Consider the following 19,451-nt stretch of genomic DNA (forward strand, 5'->3'; position numbering starts at 1 on the left):
GGAGACCGACATGGCCGAAACTGCTGCTCACCCCGCCCGCGTGGACTACCGCACCGATCCCACGCAGTACCGCCACTGGAACCTGAGCGTCGAAGGCTCGGTCGCCCGCCTGTCGCTCGACATCGCGGAAGACGGCGGCATCCGGCCCGGCTACAAGCTCAAGCTCAACAGCTACGACCTCGGCGTGGACATCGAACTGCATGACGCGCTCAATCGCGTGCGCTTCGAGCACCCTGAAGTGCGCTCGGTCATCGTCACGAGCGCCAAGGACCGCATCTTCTGCTCCGGCGCCAACATCTTCATGCTCGGCGTCTCCAGCCATGCGTGGAAAGTGAACTTCTGCAAGTTCACCAACGAGACCCGCAACGGCATCGAGGATTCGTCGAAGCACTCGGGCCTGAAGTTCGTCGCCGCGGTCAACGGCGCCTGCGCCGGCGGCGGCTACGAACTCGCGCTGGCCTGCGATGAAATCATCCTGGTCGACGACCGCTCTTCCTCCGTCTCGCTGCCGGAAGTCCCGCTGCTCGGCGTGCTGCCCGGCACCGGCGGCCTGACCCGCGTGACCGACAAGCGCCACGTGCGCCACGACCTCGCCGACATCTTCTGCACCAGCGTCGAAGGCGTGCGCGGCCAGCGCGCGGTCGACTGGCGACTGGTCGATGCCATCGCCAAGCCGGCGCAGTTCGGCGCGGCGGTTCAGGAGCGCGCGGCCAAGCTGGGCGAAGCCAGCCACCGTCCGGCCGACGGCAAGGGCGTGCAGCTCACCCGCGTGGAACGCGAGGACGGCCCGGACAGCCTGCGTTACGAGTACGTGAGCGTCGAGATCGACCGCGCCCGCCGCACCGCCACCTTCACCGTCAAGGCGCCGAAGACTGCGCAGCCCACCGACATCGCCGGCATCGAAGCCGCAGGCACCGCCTGGTGGCCGCTCGCGATGGCCCGCCAGCTCGACGACGCGATCCTCTGCATGCGCACCAACGAGCTCGACATCGGCACCTGGCTGCTCAAGACCGAAGGCGACGCGAAAGCGGTGCTCGCCAGCGACGCCGCCGTGCTCGCGAACAAGGACCACTGGCTGGTGCGCGAAACCATCGGCCTGCTGCGCCGCACGCTCGCGCGCCTCGATGTGTCGTCGCGCAGCCTGTTCGCGCTGATCGAATCGGGTTCGTGCTTCGCCGGCACGCTGGCAGAGCTGGCCTTCGCGGCCGATCGCGCCTACATGCTCGCGCTGCCCGACGACGCCGACAAGGCGCCGAAGCTCACGCTGAACGAATTCAACTTCGGCTTCTTCCCGCTGGTGAACGACCAGAGCCGCCTGCAGCGCCGCTTCTATGAAGAGTCCGCGCCGCTCGAAGCCGCGCGCGCCGCCGCCGGCAAGGCGCTCGACGCCGACGAGGCGCTCAAGCTCGGCCTGGTCACCATGGCGCCTGACGACATCGACTGGGACGACGAGATCCGCATCGCGATCGAAGAGCGCGTCGCCATGTCGCCCGATGCGCTGACCGGCCTCGAAGCCAACCTGCGCTTCGCGAGCAAGGAAAACATGGCGACCCGCATCTTCGGCCGGCTCACCGCCTGGCAGAACTGGATCTTCAACCGCCCGAACGCCGTCGGCGAGAAGGGTGCGCTGAAGGTCTACGGCACCGGCCAAAAAGCCGGCTTCGATATGAACCGCGTCTGATCTTTCGTCCCACGAACACTCAAGGAAACAAGTCATGAGCACGATCAACTACAGCGAGAAGATCCCGAACAACGTCAACCTGAGCGAGGACCGCACCTTGCAGCGCGCGCTCGAGAGCTGGCAGCCGAACTTCATCAACTGGTGGGACGATGTCGGGCCCGAGGGCTCGACCAACTTCGACGTGTACCTGCGCACCGCCGTGAGCGTCGACCCGAACGGCTGGGCCCAGTTCGGCCACGTGAAGATGCGCGACTATCGCTGGGGCATCTTCCTGAACCCGGGCGACGCGAGCCGCGAGATCCACTTCGGCGACCACAAGGGCGAGAAGGCCTGGCAGGACGTGCCCGGCGAGCACCGCGCCAACCTGCGCCGCATCATCGTCACGCAGGGCGACACCGAGCCCGCGTCGGTCGAGCAACAGCGCCACCTGGGCCTCACCTGCCCGAGCCAGTACGACCTGCGCAACCTGTTCCAGGTCAACGTCGAGGAAGGCCGCCACCTGTGGGCCATGGTCTACCTGCTGCACAAGTACTTCGGCCGCGACGGCCGCGAAGAGGCCGAGGCCCTGCTGCAGCGCCAGTCCGGCGACCAGGACAACCCGCGCATCCTCGGCGCCTTCAACGAAAAGACGCCCGACTGGCTCGCGTTCTTCATGTTCACCTACTTCACGGACCGCGACGGCAAGTTCCAGCTCTCCGCGCTGGCCGAAAGCGCCTTCGATCCGCTGTCGCGCACGACCAAGTTCATGCTGACGGAAGAAGCGCACCACATGTTCGTCGGCGAAAGCGGCGTCTCGCGCGTGCTGCAGCGCACCGCGCAGGTGATGAACGACCTCAAGACCGACGATCCGAAGAAGGTGCGCGAAGCCGGCGCGATCGATCTCGGCACCATCCAGCGCTACCTGAACTTCCACTACAGCGTCACGATCGACCTCTTCGGCGCCGACCAGTCGAGCAACGCCGCGATCTTCTACAGCTCGGGCCTGAAGGGCCGCTACGAAGAAGGCAAGCGCGAGGACGACCACGTGCTCAAGGGCCAGACCTACAAGGTGCTCGAGGTGCACAACGGGCAGCTGGTCGAGAAGGAAGTGCCGATGCTCAATGCGCTCAATGAAGTGCTGCGCGACGACTTCATCAAGGACTCGATGGCCGGCGTCGCCCGCTGGAACAAGGTGCTCGAGAAGGCCGGCATCCCGACGCGCCTCACGGTGCCGCACAAGGCCTTCAACCGCCAGATCGGCGCGCTGGCCGGCATCAAGATGTCGCCCGATGGCCGCGTGGTCAACGAGGCCGAATGGGCCGCGAAGAAGGGCGAGTGGCTGCCGACCCCCGAAGACTTCGCTTTCGTGGCATCGTTGATGGGCCGCGTGGTCGATCCGGGCAAGTTCGCCGGCTGGATCGCGCCGCCGGTGATGGGCATCAACCGCCAGCCCGTCGACTTCGAATACGTGAGATTTGGCTGAATTGAGCTCGCCCCCAGGCTTCGCGCACTTCGTGTCGCTACGCCAACCCCCGACCGGGGGCAACACCAGCGGTCCGGCAAAGCCGGTTCCGCGGTGTTCCTGGAATAGGCTGCGAACGGCAGGGAAGAAAGAAGGAGACCTACGATGGACATGGCCGTTGATGTGAAGGTCATCAGGCAACACCTGATCGACCCCGAGATCTGCATCCGCTGCAACACCTGCGAAGCGACCTGCCCGGTCAACGCCATCACGCACGACGATCGCAACTACGTCGTCCGTGCCGACGTGTGCAACAGCTGCATGGCCTGCATCTCGCCATGCCCGACCGGCTCGATCGACAACTGGCGCACCATGCCCGTCGCGCGCGCCTATTCCATCGAAGAGCAGCTCACCTGGGACGAACTGCCCGCCGAACTCTCGCCCGAGCAGCTCGAAGCCGAAGGCTTGGGCGCAGCCGATGAAGTGCAGCTTCAGGCCGCCGGCTCCGCGGTGCCTCAGCCGGCATCCGCACCGGGCGAAGTCGCCTTCAACTCTGCGCAATACGGCGCAACGGTGCCGCCCTGGTCGGCCGCGCACGCGTACACCAACCTGTACCCGCCGAAGACCCCGACCACCGCGACCGTCGTCGGCAACTTCAACTGCACCGAGGCGGGCTACGAGAACCAGACGCACCACATCGTGCTCGACTTCGGCGGCATGCCCTTCCCGGTGCTCGAAGGCCAGTCGATCGCGATCATCCCGCCGGGCGTCGACGCCAACGGCAAGCAGCACTTCGCGCGGCAGTACTCGATCGCGAGCCCGCGCAATGGCGAGCGGCCCGGCTACAACAACATCTCGCTGACCGTGAAGCGCGTGCTGGAGGACCACCAGGGCAACCCGGTGCGCGGCGTGTGCAGCAACTACGTCTGCGACCTCAAGGTCGGCGACAAGGTGCAGGTCATCGGGCCCTTCGGCAATTCCTTCCTGATGCCGAACCACCCGAAGTCGCACATCGTGATGATCTGCACCGGCACCGGCAGCGCACCGATGCGTGCGATGACCGAATGGCGCCGTCGCCTGCGCAAGAGCGGCAAGTTCGAAGGCGGCAAGCTGATGCTGTTCTTCGGTGCGCGCACGCAGCAGGAGCTGCCGTACTTCGGTCCGCTGCAGACGCTGCCCAAGGATTTCATCGACATCAACTTCGCTTTCTCGCGCACGCCGGGCCAGCCCAAGCGCTACGTGCAGGATGCGATGCGCGAGCGCAAGGCCGATCTGGTCGAGCTGCTCAAGGACGGCCAGAGCCACTTCTACGTCTGCGGCCTGAAGAGCATGGAAGAAGGCGTGGTGCTCGCGCTGCGAGATGTCGCGACCGAAGCCGGGCTCGACTGGGACATCATCGGCGCCGCGCTCAAGCGCGAAGGCCGCCTGCATCTCGAGACCTACTGAACGAAGCCCGGTCCGGGGGAGCCACTTGATCTTTGCGGAGTTCCACGCGGGGCAGGTCATCGAGGCCGGCCCGTATGTCGTGACCGAGGCGGAGCTTCTCCAGTTCGCGAAGGCCTACGACCCGCAGTGGTTCCACACCGACGCGGCGCTTGCGGCCGAGGGTGCGTTCGGCGGCCTGATCGCGAGCGGCTGGCACACGGCAGCGATCGCGATGCGGCTCGTCGCCGATGCGGCGCTGGCGGGCTCCGAGTCCTTTGCGTCGCCGGGGCTGCAATACCTCAAGTGGACCAACCCGGTGCGGCCCGGCGACAGCCTGCGGCTCGTGGCCGAAGTCATCGAGGTGCGCCGCTCCGAAAAGCGCCCGACACTCGGCATCCTGCGCTGGCGCTGGCAGCTCTTCAACCAGCGGGAACTGCCTGTGCTCGATCTCGAAGCGACGAGTCTGTTCAGGCTGCCCGAATCACGCGGCCACTGATGCACTGCGCCGCGCTTCCAGCGCTCAGCTCTCGAACCCCAGCAGCTTGCGCAGGAGCGCGGTGAGCTGCTCGCGTTCGGTCGCGCTCAGCCGTGTGGTCACCGCATCGACGTACGACGCCGACTTCGCTGCGTGATCTTCCAGCATCCGCCGGCCTGCGTCGCTCAGCCGCAGGCAGAAGCTGCGCGCATCCGCCAGGGAACGCTCGCGCCACAGCAGCCCTTTGCCGACAGTGCGCACGACCAGGTCGCTGCAGGTGTTGAGGTCCAGGCCGATGTCCTGCGCGATCTGGCGCTGCGAAGCGCCCGGCCGCTGCTGCACCGCCACCAGCAGCGCGAGCTGGCGGGGTGTCATCGCCTCGCCGTAGACGGCGGGGAACTTGGCTTCGCACTCGAAATGCGCGCGGCGCAGCAGGTGCGGCAGGTTGTGAAGAAGTCGGACCCTGGTTTCTGGCATGGGGCGAATGTAGTGCCCGCGGCGCTTGCGTCAGGGCTTGCGTGCCGCTGCCAGCACCGCGGGCATCGGCACTTCGTAGCCGCCTTCGGTTCTGTAGGGCTCGAGCGCATCCAGGATCGCATCGTCGATCGCATCGCGGACCTCGGGGCGCTGCCGCTGCAGCGTGCCGCGCATTCGCACCGTGCCGGTCTTCACCGTCAACAGGATCTGCTCGCCCGAGGCCGCGCGCCAGCTCTGCGGCAGCCGGGTGACCGCGACATCCGCGAAGCCCGCTTCGGCCAACGCTTTCTCGCTGGTCGCTGCATCTGCGAACTGGAACATGGGCGGGCCGGCCGGCAGGCCGATCTCCTGCGAGCCGACCGAAGCGACCGCCCCGAGCACGGCACCGTAGAGCTTCGCCTGCTGCGGCATGTCCCAGACCGTGAACGCGAGCCGGCCGCCGGACTTGAGCACGCGGAAGGCTTCGCGAAAGAACTGCCCGGGATCGGGAAAGTGCAGCACGCCGTAGTTCGACACGATCGCATCGAAGTGCCCGCCTTCGAACGGCAGGCTGCCGGCATCGGCTTCGACGAAGGTCGCCGCGGGATAACGCCGCGCCGCGAGCCGCACCTGCTCGGCCGAGAAATCGATCCCGACGACTTCGGCCCCTCGGGCCAGCGCCGCACCCGCTGCGTAGCCCGCGCCGCAGGCCGCGTCGAGCACCACGCTGCCTTGGGTCACGTGTGCGGCATCGAGCAGCGGCGCGATCGATTGCGTCGTCAACCCGGAGAGAAGGTCGTCGTAGCTTGCGCACACCGCCGGGTTCGCCCAACCGGCGTGCTCGAAATCGCGAAAGGCGTCGCTCATGCGGTTCCCCTTGGCGAGAGGCTCGGTCGCACGATGGTGCGCGGGCGTCAAGGGCGTGTCAATCGCGCGGGTCCTCCGGATAAAGTAGCCCGCTTTGCATCGACAGGAGTCGCGATGAAGAAGCCGGAATCGACCGAGGGCCCGCCGCCGTCCCAGCTCATCGACGAAAGAATCGCCTCGCTCGGCGGCTGGCGCGGCGAGACCCTGGCGCGCATGCGCAAGCTCGTCAAGGAAGCGGACCCGGAGGTCGTCGAGACCTGGAAGTGGATGGGCACGCCGGTCTGGGAGCACGACGGCATCCTCTGCACCGGCGAGTCGTACAAGTCGGTCGTCAAGCTCACCTTCGCCAAGGGTGCGTCGCTGGACGATCCGGCGAAGCTTTTCAATTCGAGCCTCGACGGCAACGTCCGCCGCGCGATCGACATCCACGAAGGCGAGACGGTCGATGCGGCTGCGTTCAAGGCACTCATCCGCGCGGCGATCGCGCTGAACGGTGCCGCCAAGGCGAACCCCAGGCGAGGGAAATAGAGACCTGGCAGTCGAACGGCTCCGCGCGATCCGCTACGCGCAGCTGGATTGCGTGGCGTCGGCCGCTGCCTTGGGCGCCTGCGGCTTGGGCTCGCATGCCGCAAGCGCCGCCAGGGTCGCGCAGGCGAGAAGGAGTGCGAGGGCTCGGTTCATGGCGTCGTCCTTCGGGTCGTGTCGGTGAGTCCCGAACGCTTCGATTTTGACGTTGCTCGGGATTCTTGCCTGCCGTCTTATGCGGCAGTCGCCTTGGCACCGCACCTTCTCATAGGTTCTGGAGCGGGTAGCCGCGTACGACTTTCGGCATCGCTGTCTTTAAGGTGATTCAGCACTCCCCTTCATCGCTCAGACCGTACGAGCATGCGAAGGGATCCTTCCATCTGTAGTCTCGATAGAACATGTTCACTCTGTCGCCCGTGTCGAAAACGAGGACCCCGATCCCGCTGGAGCGGATTTTCCAACGGCCGCGCGTGTTGTCGCTGAACTCGATCGAACCTTTCGCATAACAGGGAGAGTACCGGTCGTGCAGGCCCATTTTTTCCGGCACCGGATAGGCCTTCAGGAAGAACCGCTTGACTTCATCCTTTGTGGGCCTGAATGCCTCGCACTCTCTGGTTTCCCACGCACCTTCGTCCTCGCTTTTGCCGGCTTCGGAGATTTGAACTGCGATGACGGTTCTGGGCTTGATTCTCTTGCTGGCAATTGCTTCAACTTGAGGACAGACCAATACGGCCATCGCGATGACGAGCCTCAATAATCCCTTTGCCATATTGCCGTTGCCGCTTCGGTCTTCACCTTGTACGAAACTTGAGGATGCTTGTACACCTCCCGCATGGACACGCCCAGAGTTTCGCCCAGTTGCTTCACCAGCCATTGCAAAGACGCGTTTTGCTGTGCATTGACGGGCTCGTAGATCGCATCTTCACCTTTGCCTTCGATGGGGCGCCCGACAATCTCTATGCCGAGGGAATCTGTGTTCGACGGAAATCTGCTGGGGAAGTTTTTTCGTAATTCGAATCTCGACAGATTGATGGGCCCCCGGATCGAGTTCGCAGCCTTGAGTTCGGCCGCGGTGCATTTGCGTGTTTCCATGCATCGCGACTTCAGATGGCCGACATGGTTGGTGACCCTGAACAGCGAGGCCGTTTGATAGATGGTGCCGTCCTTGTCGATCAGGAAGTGGGCACCATTCGCGCCCGCTTTTTGATAGCTGCTGAAGGCACCATCCGCCGTGGACCCACCCGTTTGATGGACGACGATGCCGTTGATTACATCCAGCTTCCCTCGTTCGATGCTTGAAAAAATCTTCACTTTGATTCTTTCTGCATCAACGTGGCCATCTCTTGTGATGTAAAGCATCACGATGCTCCCTTGTGTGTCAGGCATGCGACGTGCGCCTGATCCGCCCGACGCTAAGTCATATCCAGACTCGCCTCAAGGGGCTTGCATTGCTCTGAGAAATGAACTCCTCCAAATCAGACAGTTCGCGATGCGTGCGCTTCTCTGCGATCGGCGGTTCGCAGATGGGAGTTCAGGCCTCCTTGCCCGATCTCAGCGGGTAGCCCGCCTCGCGCCATGCCTTCATGCCGCCATCGAGCGCCACCGCGCGCACGAAGCCCATCGAGCGCAGCGTCGCGGCCGCGAGCGTGGAGATGTAGCCGAGTTCGCAGCAGGCGAGGATGCGCCGCGTCGGGTCCGGCAAATCCTGGTTCACGCGCAGTTCGAGCTGACCGCGCGGCAGCAGGCGCGCGCCCGGGATGTGGCCCGCTTCATAGGCATCGCGCTCGCGCACGTCCAGCACGATGAGATCGTCCTCTCCGGCTTCCACGCGCGACTTCAGCTCGGCCAGCGACATGAAGGGCACCGCCGATGTGGCCTCGGCCAGGAGGCTCGCGACCGTCTTGCCGCCGCTCATGTTCGTGCGCAGCGCCTCGGTGATGTGCGTGGGCATCGTGAGGTTGAGGTTGCGCATCATCTCCACGAACTCGGCGCGATCGCGCTTCTGCAGGCGCGGATTGGTCGCGATCTCGTCGCCGATGGTCGAGTGGCTGCGGCCCTTGTAGTCGTGCGCGGGGTAGACCTTGAGCGCCGGGTCGAGCTTCAGCACCTTGTTGAAGAGACTGTCGTAGAGCTGCTCGGGATCCCCGCTCGGCAGGTCGGTGCGGCCGGTCGCGCCGATGAGCAGGGTGTCGCCGGTGAAGATCCTGTCGTCCACCAGCAGGCACATCGAATCGGCGGTGTGACCCGGCGTATGGATCGCCTGCAGCCGGAGCTTGCCGAGCACGACCATTTCGCCGTCGCCGATGCGCATGTCGACGAAAGGGGCGGGGCTCGCGCGGTGCATCACCACCGGCAGGTCGAGCCGCCGTGCCAGTTCGCGCGTGGCCGAGAAGTGATCGGCGTGCGTATGCGTGTCGATCAGGTAGCGCAGCCGCACGCCCTCGCGCGCTGCGAGTGCCAGGTAGTGGTCGATCTGGCTCAGCTCCGGATCGATCAGCGCGGCCACGCAACTCTGGTCGCACCCGATCAGGTACGACTGGCAGCCGCCGGTCGCGATCTGCTCGAAGATCACCCGATCAGCCCGGCTGCTTCACCACGCGCAGATAGGGCTTCGGCGCCTTCCAGCCGTCGGGGAAGAGCTTCTTGGCGTCATCGTCCGAGACCGAGCCCGCGATGATCACGTCCTCGCCGTGCTTCCAGTTCACCGGCGTCGCCACCTTGTGCGCGGCCGTGAGCTGCATCGAGTCGAGCACGCGCAGGATCTCGTCGAAGTTGCGGCCCGTGGTCATCGGGTAGGTGAGCATCAGCTTGATCTTCTTGTCCGGGCCGATGATGAACACCGAGCGAACGGTCGCATTGGTCGCTGCGGTGCGGCCTTCGGACGTACCCGCCTCCTCGGCCGGCAGCATGTTGTAGAGCTTGGCGACGTTCAGGTCGGTGTCGCCGATCATCGGGTACTTGGGCAGGTAGCCCTGCGTTTCCTCGATGTCCTTGGCCCACTTGTCATGGGCGTCCACCGGGTCGATGCTCAGGCCGATGAGTTTCGCGTTCCGCTTGGTGAACTCGGGCTCGATTTTCGCCATGTAGCCCAGCTCGGTGGTGCACACCGGCGTGAAGTCCTTGGGATGCGAGAACAGGATGGCCCACTTGTCCCCGATCCAGTCGTGGAACTTGATGGGGCCCTGGGTGGTGTTGGCCGTGAAATCGGGTGCAACATCGTTGATGCGCAGTGACATGTTCGCTCCTTCAGTCTGGTGGTGATCTTGTGGACTCGCGACCCCCCGAACAAGGCGCACGAGGAGCCCAAAAGTACACCACTTTCCGGTGACTCAGGCAAGACATCAACCCCTGCCGGCGGCCACGAGCCTTGTGCTTTCCCGCATTGAAGGACCGGCCGCCCGCGCGCTAGGCTCGCGAAGTGAACAAGATCGCCCTGACACCCGCCCCCTTCATCCCCCGGATCCGCCTCTACCAGGATTGGCTGCGCGACGAGCGCGGCCTCACCTTCGATTCGTACGACGAGCTGTGGCGCTGGTCGACCACCGACCTGCCCGCGTTCTGGCAGAGCATCTGGGACTTTTTCGGCATGCAGTCGCCCACGCCGCACAGCGAGGTGGTCGGCGACATGCACATGCCCGGCACCCGGTGGTTCCCGGGGGCGCAGGTCAACTACGCACGCGAGGTCTTCCGCCACGCCGATGCGGCGCACGCGGCCGGCATGCTCGCGGTCGTGGCCGAAAACGAACTGGGCGACGTGCGCGAGATTTCCTGGCCCGAACTGCGCCGGCAGGTGGCCTCGGTCGCGCTGAAGTTGAAGGACCTCGGCGTGCAGCGCGGCGATCGCGTCGCTGCCTACATGCCGAACGTGCCCGAGACCCTCGTCGCATTCCTCGCCTGCTCGAGCATCGGCGCGGTGTGGAGCGTCTGCGCGCCCGACATGGGCACCGCGGCGGTGGTCGACCGCTTCCGCCAGATCGAACCCAAGGTGCTGATCGCGGTCGACGGCATCCACTACGGCGGCAAGCCGCAGGATCGCGGCGCGGTGGTGCAGGAACTGCGCGCCGCCTTGCCGAGCGTGCAGAAGCTGCTGCTGGTGCGCACGCAGTTCGCCGCCGCGCGCATCGAGGCCGACGCCGAATGGGCGGACGCCGCCCAGCGGGACGATGCCGCAACCGCCGCCTTCGCGCCCGAATGGCTGCCTTTCGATCATCCGATCTGGATCGTCTATTCGAGCGGCACCACCGGCTTGCCCAAGCCCATCGTGCACGGGCAGGGCGGCATCCTCGTCAACATGTATGCCTGTGGCCTGCACCATGACTTAGGCCCGAGCTACAGCGCCAACAACCACGGCGAGCGCTATCACTGGTACAGCTCGACCGGCTGGGTGATGTGGAACTCGCAGCTCTCGGGGCTCGCTTTCGGGGCGACCATCTGCATCTACGACGGCAATCCGGCGGGCAGCCGCGAGAAGCCCGACTGGGGCGTGCTGTGGCGCTTCGTCGCGCGGCACAAGGTGACTTTCTTCGGCGCGGGCGCGGCGTACTTCGCCAACTGCATGAAGGTGGGACTGGTCGCCAGCGACTGCGGCGATCTCTCGCGCGTGCGCGCCCTCGGCAGCACCGGCTCGCCCCTGTCGGAAGAAGTCCAGCGCTGGGGAACTGCCCAATTGCAGGCAGCGAGCATTGACGCTTCTTCTTCAGGCGAGGGCCGCCGCGCCCGGCCGCCCGAAGCGGCCGGCCCGCCCCCGGTAGGGGGGTGGCGAAGCGACACGGAGTGCGCGCAGCCTGGGGGCGAGCAACAAGTCTGGTGGTACAACATTTCGGGCGGCACGGACTTCTGCGGCGCCTTCGTCGGCGGCAACCGCGAACTGCCCGAGGTGCCGGGCCAGATGCAGTGCCGCTTCCTCGGCGCGGCGGTCGAGGCCTGGAACGAGAACGGCGAGCCCGTCATCGGCGAAGTCGGCGAGCTCGTCTGCACGAAGCCCATCCCGTCGATGCCGCTGTACTTCTGGGGCGACGAAGGCAACGCACGCTTGCTGTCGAGCTACTTCGACACCTACCCCGGCGTCTGGCGCCATGGCGACTGGATCCGGATCGGCGAGGACGGCGGCTGCATCATCTACGGCCGCAGCGACGCGACCATCAACCGCCAGGGCCTGCGCATGGGCACCAGCGAGATCTACAGCGCGGTCGAAGCCTTGCCCGAGGTGCTCGACTCGATGGTGGTCGATCTCGAATACCTCGGCCGCGAGAGCTACATGCCGCTCTTCGTGGTGCTGCGCCCGGGCCTCGAACTCGATGAAGCGATGCGCGCGAAGATCAACCATGCGATCAAGACCTCGCTCTCGCCGCGCTTCGTGCCCAACGAGATCCTGCAGGTCGCGGAGATCCCGCGCACGCTCTCTGGCAAGAAGCAGGAGCTGCCGATCAAGAAACTGCTGCTCGGCCAGCCGATCGAGAGGGTGGTCAACCGCGAGGCGATGGCGAACCCCGGCTGCCTCGACTGGTACGTCGCCTTCGCGTCGGCGCATGCAAAGGCGCAGGCGCAAAATCGCGACGCATGAACAAACGCGCCGCACTTCATGTCCTTCTTGCCGCCGCCGTGCTGCCGCTGTTCGCGGCCTGCGGGGTGGACCCATCGGCGCCGCCCAAGCCCGAATTCGTGCGCGTGACCGGCACCGTCGCCTACCGCGAGCGCATCGCGCTCGATCCGTCCGCGGAGATCGTGGTGCAGCTCCTCGACGTCTCGCGCATGGACGCGCCGGCCACCGTGCTCGCCGAACAGCGCATGCGTGCCGACGGCAGGCAGGTGCCCATCGCCTTCGAGCTCAGCGTCGAGGCGGCACGCATCGATCCGCGCATGCGCTACAACGTGTCGGCGCGCATCCTCCAGGACGGGAAGCTGCTCTTCATCACTGATCGCGCGTATCCGGTGCTCACCTACCGCGAAGGCAACACCGCGAGCCTGATGCTCACGCGCGTGGATCGCTGACAGAGATGGACCCGGCGTAACGGCTACGATCGCGAGCGCCCGTGCACCCAACCTCGCTGATTCCATGAAGCTCTTTCCCACCCTTGCCCGCCGCTCCTTCGTGGCCTTCGCGGCGCTCGCCATCGTCGCGGGGGCCCAGGCACAGCCCTCGTCCAAGCCCATCCGCCTCGTGGTCCCCTTCGGTCCCGGCGGCGTCGCCGACCTCACCGCGCGCACCGTGGCGCAGAAGATGTCCGAATCCATGGGCCAGCCGATCGTCATCGACAACAAGCCCGGCGCGGGCGGCGTGGTCGCGAGCGACACCGTCGCCAAGGCGCCGGCCGACGGATTGACCATGCTGCTGATGTCCAACGGGAACGCGGTCAGCGTGGGCCTGTTCAACAAGCTGCCGTTCGACACGATCAAGGACTTCGCGCCGGTCTCGATGCTCGGCTATTTCGACATGGCGGTGGTCACCGCGGCGAACTCCAGGTTCAAGACCATGCAGGACCTGCTCGCCTACGCGAAGGCCAATCCCGGCAAGGTCAACATCGGCACCATCAACACCGGCAGCACGCAGCATCTCGCAGCCGAGCTGCTCAAGCGCAGCACCGGCATCGACGTGCAGGTGATCCCCTTCAACGGCTCGCCGGCGCTGATCACCGCGCTGCGCGGCGGTCAGGTCGATGCGGGCGTCGAGATCCTCGCGCCCATCCTCGGCCAGCTCGACGGCAAGGCGTTGCGCGCTCTCGCGACCATGGGCGCCAAGCGCTCCTTCGCGCTGCCCGACACGCCGACCGTTGCCGAAAGCGGCGTTGCGGGCTTCAACGTCGCGTCGTGGAATGCGCTCGCGGTGCCCGCGAAGACGCCGCCGGACATCGTCGCGCGCCTCAACAAGGAAGCCAACAAGGCGCTCGCCTCGCCGGAGGTCAAGCAGCGCCTGCGCACCCTCGGCGTCGAAGCGGCCGGCAGCACCCCGGAACAGCAGGCGAAGGTGCTCAAGGACGAGATCAAGCGCTGGTCGGACGTGATCCGGCAGGCAGGCATTCCGAAGCAGTGAGCGAAGCGGACGGTTCGCGCACCGTCCGGCCGCATCGGTTCAGAGCCACTTGCCCTCGGAGGGCATCTGGATGCGCGTCTCCGGCGAGCCGCCGTCGATCGTGGCGCTGATGAAGAAGCTCAGGATCGAGATGAAGATGCTCGCGAACAGGGCGGTCCAGAAGCCCGACACCTTGAAGCCCCGCACCAGCGCCGAGACCAGCAGGATCATCAGCGCGTTGATCACCAGCAGGAAGAGCCCGAACGTCAGCAGCGTCAGCGGCAGCGTGAGGATGATCAGAAGCGGTCGCACGATCGCGTTCGCGAAACCCAGCAGCAGCGCCGCGATGATGATGGAGCCCGCACCCTCGAACTTGATTCCCTTGAACAGATAGCTCGCCACCCACAGCGACAGCGCGGTGATCGCCCAGGTGATGACGAACGAGGGGAGGTAGTCGGACATGTCGGTCTTTCTCTTCGTTGGGATTGACCGGCCGATCATATCGGCGCATCCGCCCGACACCTGCCACTACGCCCAAACATGTACGTAAACGTACACGCTCTGGTAGAATGGCCGCATGACCGACAGCAAGGGTTCCATCACCGTCCGCGAAGCCGCCGAGCGGCTCGGCGTGACGCCGCGCACCTTGAAGTACTACGAGGAGCTGGGCCTGGTCGTTCCCGCGCGCAGCGAGGGTCGCTATCGCCTCTACGAGGCGCCCGATCTCGACAAGCTGGCCCGCGTGCTGCGGATGCGCTCGCTGGGCTTTTCGCTCACGGCGATCACCGCCATGCTCCAGCAGCCCTTCGAGGCGCCGGCGGATGGCGGCCGGCCGCGCCTGTCGAACGCCTCGCTCAAGACGCTCAAAGCTACGCTCGCCGCCCAGCTCGAAACGCTGGACAAGCGCGTCGAGCAGGTGCGCCGCGAACTGAAGGAGGCCGCCGCGATGCAGGCGCAACTGCGCCGCGACATCGAGTACGTGGAGCGGCGCCTGGGCGGCGAATCGCTCGAAGCCATCCTCGAAGAGCGCAGGCGCGAAGCCCCCGAGCGCAAGGCCGCGTTGCGCAAGGGCATGCCGTCATGAGCGCAGCGCCGGGCCGCGCCCGAGCAAGCGTCACCGCAGCGCGAAGCACGAAGGTGCTTCCGTGAGCAGTTCGCTGTCGACGCTCCAGCAGCGCGGACTCGCGGCCGTCGCACTCGCGCCATGGGTCATCGGCGTCATCACGGGCATCGACTATTTCGACAACGCGCTGTTCGCCTTCTTCGCGAGCTACATCGCGGGCGGCGTGAGCGCATCGGCCGACGAACTGGTCTGGGCCTCCAGCGCCTATGCGCTCGGCGCGGTGCTCGGCATCCTGCAGCAGCATGCGTGGGTGGAGCGGATCGGCTATCGCCGCTATCTGGCCATCTCGATGTTCGCCTTCGCTGCCGGCGGCGTGTTCGCGGCGCTCAGCGACAACTCGGTGCAGCTGATGTTCGCGCGCGGCTTCCAGGGCTATTTCGTCGGGCCGATGCTCGGCGCGTGCCGTATCCTGATCCAGATCGGTATCCCGCTGCAGCGGCGCGCGAAGTCGCTGCGTGCGTTCATGGCCATGATCATCTTCGGCGGCGCACTTGCGCCCATCGTCGGCGCGTGGCTCGTCACGCATTTCGAATGGCGCTCGCTTTTCTTCTGCACTGCGCCGGTCGCGGTGATCACCGGTGCGCTGGCGCTGTGGACACTGCCTGACATCGGCGATGTCGCGCCGCACCAGCGCACCGAGCCGCATTACGTCGCCTACATCGTCTTCGCGCTCGCGCAGGCCGCGCTGCAGCTTGTGCTGACCCGCGCGCACTTCGAACTCTTCTCCGGCTCGCCCACCCTCATCGGGCTCGCGGTGGCCGGCCTCGGAGGGCTCGGCTGGTTCGGCTACCACCAGTGGAAGCATCCCGCGCCGCTGGTGCGGCTGCAGGGGCTCAGGGAGGCGAGCTTCCAGGTGGGACTCGCGCTTTATGTCGTCTATTACTGCCTGTCGACCGGCTTCAGCTATCTGCTGCCGCGCATGATGGAAGGCGGCCTCGGCTTCACGGTCGGCGACACCGGCTATTTCACCGGCGTGATGTCGCTCGTGGGCGGGCTGATGATGTTCGTCTACATGAAGTTCTCGTCCCGCGTCACCCGCAAGCGCTGGCTGGTGGTGCCGGGCTTCGTCATCGCTGCCGTCGCGGGCTTCTGGCTTGCCCGCATGTCGCCGCAGGCCGGGCGCGCGCAGCTCGTGGTGCCGCTGCTGCTGCGCGGCCTGATGATGCTCTTCGTCATGCTGCCGGTCGCCGGCGTCACCTTCCGTGCCTTCAAGGGCGAGGACTTCGCGCACAGCTACCGGCTCAAGAACCTGCTGCGGCAGCTTGCGATCTCCTTCGCGACCGCGAGCGTCATTGCGCTGCAGCAGCACCGCGTGGCGCTGCACGAGACGCGGCTGGGCGAATCGGCCAGCCTCGGCAACGCCACCTTCGCGCAATCGCTCGACATGCTCACGCGCGGCTTCCAGGCGGCCGGCCACGCCGCGAACGAGGCGCACACGATGGCGCTTGCGTCGCTGTCGCGCATGCTCGAGCAGCAGGCCACTTTCATGGCTTCGCTCGACGGGTTCCAGGTGATGGCGGTGATCGCGATCGTCGCGGCGATCTACGCGGCCTCGCAGAAGGTGCTGGACTAGAACCCGCCCAGGCCGGAAAGCGGAGCTTCGCCAGCTTCAGCTGCAGTTCCTCCGCCACGCCATCACCGAAAACCGTGATCGGCCGTAAAGAACTCCGCGCCGCCCCTGTTCTCCGACTTCATTCCTGCCGATAGAGCGGCGTGACCACGACTGCCGCCAGCGATGACAGCTACCGGATCCTCATGCGCGAAGGGTGCAGGATCGTGTACGGCCAGATGCCGCTGCCGGAGTTTCTCGCGCTGGTGCGGCAGGCGAGCGATCACGAGGTGCTCCACGCCGGCACCGCACGCATGCTGGATGCGACCGCCGTCATCGGCCTGCCGAGCGCGCTCGCACGCCTGCGGCGCCGCGAAACCCCGGCGGCGATCGAGCGGGTGCGCACCGGGCTCGGCCGCGCCGCGCTCCGGCTGGACCCCGATGCACTGCGCTGGCTGGCTGCCGGCGAGCACGGGCCTGCCTGCCTTGCGCTCTTCCTGCTGCTGAGCGGCGTGCGTCCCCGGCACTACCGCGGCACGCCGGGGCGCGACCTTCCGCGCGATGCCGGCGCCTTCCGGCGCTGCCGTCTGCTCATCGAACAGGTGCCGTCGCTGCAGCAGGCGCTCGCGGTACTGGCAGAGCGCGTTCACGAAGCCGGGGTGGCCGAATGGGCCGCGCTCGCCCAGTCGTGGGACGACATCTGCGCGCATATGGACTACGAGGCGCCCGACTGGCGCTACGGAGCCGCCGGGGCGAGCGGCACCACCGCCGTGCTCGCGTGTTTTCGGGAACTGGAGGCGGCCTGAGCCGGCCGCTGCGCGCCGATCAGCCCGGCCTGCGCCCGCCGCCCGGCCGTCCGCGCCGCTGCAGGAACCGCCGCAGCCACGCATTCGCGCGCGGCGTGCGGCCGCCGGCGGCCTCCGCATGGGCCATGCGGTCGCTGAAGATCTTCCACTCCGCCGCCAGCGCGGCATGGAGCAAGGCCAGGTTCTGCTGGTTGTACTGCCAGGTCGCTGCCACCACGAACTGTCCCGCGTGCTCGGGCTCCGGTCGTGGCGTGATCACGATGTTCTCCGCGCCGATGCTCTGCAGCAGCGCCGAGCGCGAACCCGCCAGCCGCACGCCGCCGCCGTACCCCTCGATTTCGCGGTCCAGCAGGAAGCTGATCGTGGTCACGTTCGAGTAGTGCTCGGCGATGTGCGCCGTCACGCCGAGCAGCGACACGCGGCCGAAGTTCAATTTGTGAAGCCGGCGCGAGGCCTCGTCCGCCCTCGGGTTGTAGTGTGCGAGGAGGATGCGCGTGCCGCCGAGGCTCAGCGGCACCGGGTCCACCATGCCCGCATGGATCTCGCCGAGATGCACGCAGATCGGCTCTCCCGGCACGCATGGGGCGCCGTCCCGCCCCGAGAAGCGCAACGCATCGAAGTTCATCGTTGACACGGCTTGGTCATTATTCTTGCCATGAGCGGCCATTCTGCGGGGAGCGCGCACATTTCAATCCGCTGAACAGAGCGGTGTTTTCCCGGCTGTGCGCGCGGCTACTGAGGCCCACGGGCGCGCCGCAGGGATCATCCGGCTACAGTGCCGTGCGCTTCGCATCCATCCAACAACAATCCAGACAATGCCATCCACAGCCCGGGCGTCCGGCCCTCGCGCGGACATCCGCTCCGGCGCCGCCCCTTCTGCTTCCGCTTCCGCCGTCCCCTCTCACGCGCAGACGCGCGCTCGCCAGGTGCTGCTGGGTCTGAGCCTGATCCTCATCGCCTTCAATCTTCGGCCGGTGTTCGGCAGCCTCTCGGTGCTGTTGCCCGAAGTCATGAAGGACACCGGCCTCGGCGCCTCGGGTGCGAGCCTGCTCACCACGCTGCCGCTGCTGTGCCTGGGCCTCTTCGCGGCACCCGCACCCGCGCTGGCGCGGCGCTTCGGCCCCGAGCGCACGCTGCTGGGGGCGCTCGTCCTGATCTGCATCGGCACGCTGCTGCGCGGCACGGGCGACCTCACGATGCTGTTCGTCTCGTCGGCGCTGGCCGGCGCCGGCATTGCGGTCGGCAACGTGCTGCTGCCGGGACTCGTCAAGCGCGACTTCTCCAGCCGCGCGGCGATGATGACCGGCTTCTACACCCTCGCCGTGTGCGCCGGCGCATCGAGCGCCGCCGCCTTCACCGTGCCGCTCGAGCACCTCTTCGGCGGCTCGTGGACCGCGGCGCTCGCCTTCTGGGCGTTGCCCGCCGGCCTGGTGGTGCTGCTCTGGGCACCGCAGGCGCTCGCCGCGCGTGCGCGGCCGACGGGGCCGGGCGCGCATGTCGGCAGCCTGTGGCGCGACCCGCTCGCGTGGCAGGTCACCGGCTTCATGGGCTTGCAGTCCTCGCTCGCCTACATCGTCATGGGATGGCTCTCGCCGATCCTGCGCGAGCGCGGCCTCGACAGCCAGACCGCCGGCTACGTGCTGGCCGTCTCCATCCTCGTGCAGCTCGGCACCTGCCTCGTCACGCTCTCCATCGCCGCGCGCTGCCGAGACCAGCGTGGGCTGGCGCTCGGACTCACGGTGGTCATCCTCGTCTCGCTGCTGGCCTTCCTCTTCGCGCCGCTCGAGAGCGTCTGGCTGTGGACCGTGCTGCTCGGGTTGGGGCAGGGCGGATCCTTCGCGCTCGCGCTCGCCCTGATCGTCATGCGCTCGCCCGATGCCAACGTCACCGCGCAGCTCTCGGCCATGGCGCAGGGCTGTGGGTACGTGCTGGCCTCCGCCGGTCCGCTGATCGCCGGGCTGCTGCGCGGCTGGACCGGCGGCTTCGAGAGTTCCGCCGCGCTGATGGTCGTCATCGGCATCGGCATGGCCTGGAGCGGCTGGGGCGCGGGACGGCGGATGACGGTGCTGCAGCCCCGCGACGCCTGAACGTGCG

20 protein-coding genes are annotated in these 19,451 nt (G+C 66.8%); 12 read left to right on the forward strand and 8 right to left on the reverse strand.

Annotation, left to right across the window (positions count from 1 at the left end):
• The first annotated feature begins 10 nt into the window (after window positions 1-10).
• The 4 genes from boxC (at window position 11) to WKW77_RS14135 (ending at window position 5,043) form a co-directional block, all read left to right on the forward strand.
• A complete protein-coding gene (gene boxC, locus WKW77_RS14120; RefSeq protein WP_340357469.1) occupies window positions 11-1,681 on the forward strand; it encodes a 2,3-epoxybenzoyl-CoA dihydrolase in 1,671 nt (556 codons plus the stop codon).
• A gap of 34 nt (window positions 1,682-1,715) precedes the next feature.
• Window positions 1,716-3,143, forward strand: a complete 1,428-nt coding sequence (gene boxB / locus WKW77_RS14125) for a benzoyl-CoA 2,3-epoxidase subunit BoxB (RefSeq protein ID WP_340357470.1) — start codon at window positions 1,716-1,718, stop codon at window positions 3,141-3,143.
• Window positions 3,144-3,287: 144 nt separating this feature from the next.
• Complete coding sequence (boxA, locus tag WKW77_RS14130) at window positions 3,288-4,568, forward strand: benzoyl-CoA 2,3-epoxidase subunit BoxA (protein ID WP_340357471.1); 1,281 nt, start codon at window positions 3,288-3,290, stop codon at window positions 4,566-4,568.
• Window positions 4,569-4,593: 25 nt separating this feature from the next.
• A complete protein-coding gene (locus tag WKW77_RS14135; protein ID WP_340357472.1) occupies window positions 4,594-5,043 on the forward strand; it encodes a MaoC family dehydratase in 450 nt (149 codons plus the stop codon).
• 24 nt (window positions 5,044-5,067) lie between these two features.
• Here the strand turns inward: WKW77_RS14135 and WKW77_RS14140 are convergent, their stop codons facing one another.
• Together WKW77_RS14140 and WKW77_RS14145 are read right to left on the reverse strand one after the other, a co-directional pair.
• The gene (locus WKW77_RS14140) at window positions 5,068-5,499 is read right to left on the reverse strand and encodes a MarR family winged helix-turn-helix transcriptional regulator (RefSeq protein ID WP_340357473.1); all 432 of its coding nucleotides are present in this window, start codon (window positions 5,497-5,499) and stop codon (window positions 5,068-5,070) included.
• 30 nt (window positions 5,500-5,529) lie between these two features.
• Window positions 5,530-6,345 (reverse strand): class I SAM-dependent methyltransferase, encoded by an 816-nt coding sequence (locus WKW77_RS14145; protein WP_340357474.1) that lies wholly within the window; start codon window positions 6,343-6,345, stop codon window positions 5,530-5,532.
• 114 nt (window positions 6,346-6,459) lie between these two features.
• On the opposite strand from WKW77_RS14145, the gene WKW77_RS14150 reads away from it, so the two are divergent.
• On the forward strand, window positions 6,460-6,873 hold the full coding sequence (locus WKW77_RS14150) for a DUF1801 domain-containing protein (protein WP_340357475.1): 414 nt from the start codon (window positions 6,460-6,462) through the stop codon (window positions 6,871-6,873).
• A 322-nt stretch (window positions 6,874-7,195) separates the two neighbouring features.
• Here the strand turns inward: WKW77_RS14150 and WKW77_RS14155 are convergent, their stop codons facing one another.
• From WKW77_RS14155 to WKW77_RS14170, 4 genes are all read right to left on the reverse strand, one after another.
• The gene (locus tag WKW77_RS14155; RefSeq protein WP_340357476.1) at window positions 7,196-7,624 is read right to left on the reverse strand and encodes a hypothetical protein; all 429 of its coding nucleotides are present in this window, start codon (window positions 7,622-7,624) and stop codon (window positions 7,196-7,198) included.
• Window positions 7,621-8,256: a peptidoglycan recognition protein family protein gene (locus WKW77_RS14160; RefSeq protein WP_340357477.1), complete on the reverse strand. Its 636-nt coding sequence runs from the start codon at window positions 8,254-8,256 to the stop codon at window positions 7,621-7,623. Before WKW77_RS14160 ends, WKW77_RS14155 begins: the two co-directional genes overlap by 4 nt.
• A 145-nt stretch (window positions 8,257-8,401) precedes the next feature.
• Window positions 8,402-9,442: an MBL fold metallo-hydrolase gene (locus tag WKW77_RS14165; RefSeq protein ID WP_340357478.1), complete on the reverse strand. Its 1,041-nt coding sequence runs from the start codon at window positions 9,440-9,442 to the stop codon at window positions 8,402-8,404.
• Between the two features lie 4 nt (window positions 9,443-9,446).
• Window positions 9,447-10,106 (reverse strand): peroxiredoxin, encoded by a 660-nt coding sequence (locus tag WKW77_RS14170; protein WP_340357479.1) that lies wholly within the window; start codon window positions 10,104-10,106, stop codon window positions 9,447-9,449.
• Window positions 10,107-10,297: 191 nt separating this feature from the next.
• Between WKW77_RS14170 and WKW77_RS14175 the strand changes: the two genes are divergently transcribed.
• From WKW77_RS14175 to WKW77_RS14185, 3 genes are all read left to right on the forward strand, one after another.
• A complete protein-coding gene (locus WKW77_RS14175) occupies window positions 10,298-12,433 on the forward strand; it encodes an acetoacetate--CoA ligase (protein ID WP_340357576.1) in 2,136 nt (711 codons plus the stop codon).
• A complete protein-coding gene (locus WKW77_RS14180) occupies window positions 12,430-12,861 on the forward strand; it encodes a YbaY family lipoprotein (protein WP_340357480.1) in 432 nt (143 codons plus the stop codon). The genes WKW77_RS14175 and WKW77_RS14180 overlap by 4 nt, the downstream gene beginning before the upstream one ends.
• Window positions 12,862-12,925: 64 nt before the next feature.
• The gene (locus tag WKW77_RS14185; protein WP_340357481.1) at window positions 12,926-13,900 is read left to right on the forward strand and encodes a Bug family tripartite tricarboxylate transporter substrate binding protein; all 975 of its coding nucleotides are present in this window, start codon (window positions 12,926-12,928) and stop codon (window positions 13,898-13,900) included.
• A gap of 39 nt (window positions 13,901-13,939) precedes the next feature.
• Here WKW77_RS14185 and WKW77_RS14190 read toward each other — a convergent pair whose 3' ends face one another.
• The gene (locus tag WKW77_RS14190) at window positions 13,940-14,341 is read right to left on the reverse strand and encodes a phage holin family protein (RefSeq protein WP_340357482.1); all 402 of its coding nucleotides are present in this window, start codon (window positions 14,339-14,341) and stop codon (window positions 13,940-13,942) included.
• A 115-nt stretch (window positions 14,342-14,456) separates the two neighbouring features.
• Between WKW77_RS14190 and WKW77_RS14195 the strand changes: the two genes are divergently transcribed.
• The 3 genes from WKW77_RS14195 (at window position 14,457) to WKW77_RS14205 (ending at window position 17,357) form a co-directional block, all read left to right on the forward strand.
• Entirely contained in the window at window positions 14,457-14,963 is a 507-nt protein-coding gene (locus WKW77_RS14195) for a MerR family transcriptional regulator (RefSeq protein ID WP_340357483.1), read from the forward strand.
• Between the two features lie 61 nt (window positions 14,964-15,024).
• Window positions 15,025-16,575, forward strand: a complete 1,551-nt coding sequence (locus WKW77_RS14200) for an MFS transporter (protein ID WP_340357484.1) — start codon at window positions 15,025-15,027, stop codon at window positions 16,573-16,575.
• Between the two features lie 140 nt (window positions 16,576-16,715).
• Window positions 16,716-17,357, forward strand: coding sequence for a hypothetical protein (locus WKW77_RS14205; RefSeq protein WP_340357485.1), 642 nt, complete (start codon window positions 16,716-16,718; stop codon window positions 17,355-17,357).
• Window positions 17,358-17,376: 19 nt separating this feature from the next.
• Here WKW77_RS14205 and WKW77_RS14210 read toward each other — a convergent pair whose 3' ends face one another.
• Window positions 17,377-17,991 (reverse strand): hypothetical protein, encoded by a 615-nt coding sequence (locus tag WKW77_RS14210; protein WP_340357486.1) that lies wholly within the window; start codon window positions 17,989-17,991, stop codon window positions 17,377-17,379.
• Window positions 17,992-18,172: 181 nt separating this feature from the next.
• Here WKW77_RS14210 and WKW77_RS14215 point away from each other — a divergent pair, with 181 nt between their 5' ends.
• Window positions 18,173-19,444, forward strand: coding sequence for a CynX/NimT family MFS transporter (locus WKW77_RS14215; protein ID WP_340357487.1), 1,272 nt, complete (start codon window positions 18,173-18,175; stop codon window positions 19,442-19,444).
• Window positions 19,445-19,451 lie beyond the last annotated feature (7 nt).

Origin of the sequence: Variovorax ureilyticus, from assembly GCF_037889935.1 — a bacterium.
In the GTDB taxonomy this organism is placed as follows: Bacteria; Pseudomonadota; Gammaproteobacteria; order Burkholderiales; family Burkholderiaceae_C; genus Variovorax; species Variovorax ureilyticus.

Excerpts from the sequence above, each read along its gene's own strand:
- boxC (WP_340357469.1), top strand. The coding sequence starts at position 11 with ATGGCCGAAACTGCTGCTCACCCCGCCCGCGTGGACTACCGCACCGAT.
- WKW77_RS14170 (WP_340357479.1), bottom strand. The coding sequence starts at position 10,106 with ATGTCACTGCGCATCAACGATGTTGCACCCGATTTCACGGCCAACACC.
- WKW77_RS14145 (WP_340357474.1), bottom strand. The coding sequence starts at position 6,345 with ATGAGCGACGCCTTTCGCGATTTCGAGCACGCCGGTTGGGCGAACCCG.
- WKW77_RS14215 (WP_340357487.1), top strand. The coding sequence starts at position 18,173 with ATGCCATCCACAGCCCGGGCGTCCGGCCCTCGCGCGGACATCCGCTCC.
- WKW77_RS14140 (WP_340357473.1), bottom strand. The coding sequence starts at position 5,499 with ATGCCAGAAACCAGGGTCCGACTTCTTCACAACCTGCCGCACCTGCTG.
- WKW77_RS14195 (WP_340357483.1), top strand. The coding sequence starts at position 14,457 with ATGACCGACAGCAAGGGTTCCATCACCGTCCGCGAAGCCGCCGAGCGG.
- WKW77_RS14160 (WP_340357477.1), bottom strand. The coding sequence starts at position 8,256 with ATGCCTGACACACAAGGGAGCATCGTGATGCTTTACATCACAAGAGAT.
- WKW77_RS14185 (WP_340357481.1), top strand. The coding sequence starts at position 12,926 with ATGAAGCTCTTTCCCACCCTTGCCCGCCGCTCCTTCGTGGCCTTCGCG.
- WKW77_RS14180 (WP_340357480.1), top strand. The coding sequence starts at position 12,430 with ATGAACAAACGCGCCGCACTTCATGTCCTTCTTGCCGCCGCCGTGCTG.
- WKW77_RS14190 (WP_340357482.1), bottom strand. The coding sequence starts at position 14,341 with ATGTCCGACTACCTCCCCTCGTTCGTCATCACCTGGGCGATCACCGCG.
- boxB (WP_340357470.1), top strand. The coding sequence starts at position 1,716 with ATGAGCACGATCAACTACAGCGAGAAGATCCCGAACAACGTCAACCTG.
- WKW77_RS14150 (WP_340357475.1), top strand. The coding sequence starts at position 6,460 with ATGAAGAAGCCGGAATCGACCGAGGGCCCGCCGCCGTCCCAGCTCATC.
- boxA (WP_340357471.1), top strand. The coding sequence starts at position 3,288 with ATGGACATGGCCGTTGATGTGAAGGTCATCAGGCAACACCTGATCGAC.